General features: G+C 59.9%; 1 protein-coding gene and 1 pseudogene. Both read right to left on the bottom strand.

Translation table 11 applies throughout. The annotated features are described in order from the left end of the window. Positions 1 to 335 (bottom strand): annotated as a pseudogene (locus LGZ98_RS23190) (site-specific tyrosine recombinase XerC); the annotation flags it as partial. Continuing rightward, positions 322 to 3,298: toprim domain-containing protein (locus LGZ98_RS23185; protein ID WP_262978671.1), on the bottom strand; the 2,977-nt coding region annotated here is incomplete at its 5' end. The gene LGZ98_RS23185 and the pseudogene LGZ98_RS23190, both read right to left, overlap by 14 nt.

The raw sequence follows: 3,298 nt of genomic DNA, 5'->3' as shown, positions 1-3,298 counted from the left end.
AACGGCTGCAACTGGGTGCGCTGGGTGCGGATGCTCAGCGGCTCTCCGTTGGTCTTGCGGTACTGGTACAGATAACGCTGGTAACGCTCCAGTATCGGCCGCGTGATATCCGCGGCAGAGTACAGGCCCCGTTCCGTGGCCCACAGGATAAAGCGATAGGTGTGATGGGTCTGTACTTTCAGCGTGGTTTCCGACCAGTTTCGTTCCTGCCGCCAGGCCACGAAGCGCAGCAGCAGTGCATACAGGCTTTTCGGGTCATGTGCCGGACCGACAGGCTGACGATAGACGTCATCGACGGTCAGAAGACTTCCTTTGCGCGGTTTACGGTTTGCCATGATTGACCTCCGGTTGAGATTGAGGGGCGGGCGCAGACAAGGGGCGCGTTTTCTTTTTTCCTTTTATCACTGTGTCTTCCGTTACCCCGACTTGCGGTACGCTGAACCCGTGCTCTGCCTGCCCGGATGGGGATTTTTTCACCCCAGACTTAGCCCGGACCTGGCCCAGACTTGAGGCAGACGGGTGTTCATTTAAGTCAGACTTGCTCTCATGACCTGTCGGGACGGCTGCCGGCGTTTTATCCCTGTCGGGTACGGGCAATGCGTCTCTGTGATTATTTTCCCTGATAACTGCGTTTTCATCTGCCCGGACTTGTGCACCCACCGGCCCTTGTTCTGTCCGGGCTGACGCGGGTTTTTCTTCCCCAGACTCAGGCCAGACTTGCCCCGGACTTGGGGAAGACTTACGACCTTCCGGGTCAGACTTGCGTTCACTGCCGGCGGTTTCTGAGTCCGCTTCTCCGACATCCAGCAGGCCGCACAGGTGGGCTGCGCCGTTGTCTTCTCCGTCCCACAGCAGTTCATAATGCAGCAGGTGCCCCCGGCTGCCGCCATGCAACAGCAGGTATTCCATTTCCGTCAGTCGTTGACAGTGGTTTTTGAGCTGGCTGTCGCTCCAGTGGGTAAAGGCGCGGATATCCCGCCGGGTAAAGCGCACTTCATTTGGCTGGCAGTGCTGGATTTGCGCCTGTTCGTTCACCATGGCCTGTATCAGCAGCAACAGCTTGCGCGTCTGCGGCGGCATTTCATCCAGCGTGCGCCCCAGCACCTCATGCGCCAGCTGGTTAGCCAGGGCAATGTCGTCTTGGGTGACTTCGATATATTCGATGACCTGTCCGCGGTGGGTCGTTTTCTTCACTTCACGTTGATACTGGTGCAGCAACGCAATGGCCTGTATCAGCGTCAGGTATTTCATGTGGTCGCGCCGCATCCGGGTTTTGTCTGACAGGAACGTCAGTTGATGGGCGTAGGGATTCACCACTTTCAGCGGCCTTAACAGGCGCTGGGCGTTCTGGTGTAACTGCGTCAGATAGCCTTTCTCCGAGTCAGCCAGCAACCCGGCCAGCGTCTGGCGGTGCCGCTGCATGGCGTGGATGGCCTGCGTCTGCTCGCGCGATTCGTTGACCGTCAGCACCAGACAGCGGTTCAGCAGCTCTTCATCCACATCAATGGCCGTCGTCGTTAGCATCAGCATCACCGGTCCCTGTACCTTGTATTCCCGCGTCACCAGTTCGCCGCTCTGTTCGTTCTTGCCGGTGCTGGCGATTTTCAGCTCGCCGTCGGACTGCAACAGTTTCAGGGCATAGGCCGCCTGCCGCACGCCTTCTTCTTCGGCTATCGCCAGTATCTTGTGTTGCAGGCTGGTTTCGCCGAGGTAATACAGGCTCTGCCCGGTCATTGCCGAGTACTGGATACGCTCCTCTTCCGGCATCAGGTTCAGCACCGCTTCCATCAGGGACGATTTCCCGGCAGCGGAACTGCTTTGTATCAGCACGGCCAGCGGTTTATCGAGTTTGCGCGAGACCGCCGCCAGATACCCGGTCAGCAGATTGGTGGATTCGCCGACCACCCCGCAGGCGGCCATGTCGTTGATAATCTGTTCTGTTAAGTTCGGCGATGTCAGCAACGCCAGCGCGGCGGCTTCGTCTTCCGCGCTGACCGTCACCGCCGTTGTCCCTGAGGCTTCGGCCTCCGCTCGCTGCTCGGCATCCTGGTGCTGCTCCAGCATCAGCAGCACCCGCCCGGCTTCGCGTTTAATCACAGACGGCTCGCATGCCAGCTCTTGCGCCGCCGTGCTGATGTAGTTCTGACGATGCCGCGCATGGTACATGTCCAGCGTATCCACATGGAACAGGCCGGACGTTTCATCGCGCACCTGCACATTCACTTTCATCACATCCGGCACCGGGGATTTTTTCATCCCCCGTACCCGCCAGATACGGGGTCCGCTTTTCATCACCAGTTCACCGCAGGCCGTGCGCTCACAGGGCACGGGGGCAACAGTCAGCTCTGGCGGGGCGGCTAAAGAAGAAGGTTTAGTCACATCAGCACTTTGGGGCTTTTCCGTCACACTCGGCGAGACGGGCCGCTCATGGCTGAACACCGCGCCCGGCGCCGTTCCCTGTCCCAGCCAGACCGCCTGTTGCAACGCCAGCCCCAGCGCATGTTCGGCGTTGCCGCTTTTCAGCGCATAGTCATTGGCATCCATGCCCGGCGGGAACTGCACCCGCCATGCCTCGATACCGGCTTCCAGTAAATCAGCCGCCACACTGGCCGCGCCACGGTCTCCGGCCTCGTCCCGGTCAAAGGCAATCAGCACCCGTTTCACGCCGTGATACGGCAAGGCTGCGAGGTGCTCACGGTTAAACCCGTTCACCCCGAACGCGGCAATCACGTTACGGAACCCGGCACACCAGAAGGTCATGGCATCGATCAGCGCTTCGCACAGGATAATTTCCGAAGCGGCTTTCATCGCTTCCTCATTCCAGACCCCGGCCAACGGTGACGGCAGGTACAGATGCTTTGGGCTGTCTTTCAGCACTTTGTAATCCGGCTGGGTTCGGCGACCATACAGTTGCAGCACCCGCCCACGGCTGGCCACACTGGCCGATTCGGCCCAGCCGATCACCGGCACCACGACGCAGCCCCGGAAGTGGTCCTGACGGGTGGTCGTACGCAACACGCCCAGCCCCGACAGCTTGTCGCGCAGTTGCTGGCCTTCCTGACTGCTCTTGGACGGTAATAAGCCCGCTGAACCGCCGATCCCGTGATGGCCCGCGTACCCCAGCTTAAAGTGACTGACCAGTTCAGGATGATTCAGCCCGCGTCGTGCCAGCCAGGCTTTGGCTTCCGGTGACGCCAGTAAGTTCTGATGATAAAAATCAATCACCTGATGCAACAGCGCCTGCCCGTCATCGTCCAGATCGGCCAGTTTCGGGCGCGGCAGGGGGGCCGCCTGTGAT

The organism is Photorhabdus kayaii (assembly GCF_025384895.1).
Taxonomy (GTDB): domain Bacteria; phylum Pseudomonadota; class Gammaproteobacteria; order Enterobacterales; family Enterobacteriaceae; genus Photorhabdus; species Photorhabdus kayaii.
The sequence above is the reverse complement of the archived record's forward strand: the minus strand, read 5'-3'. Positions and strand labels throughout refer to the sequence as shown.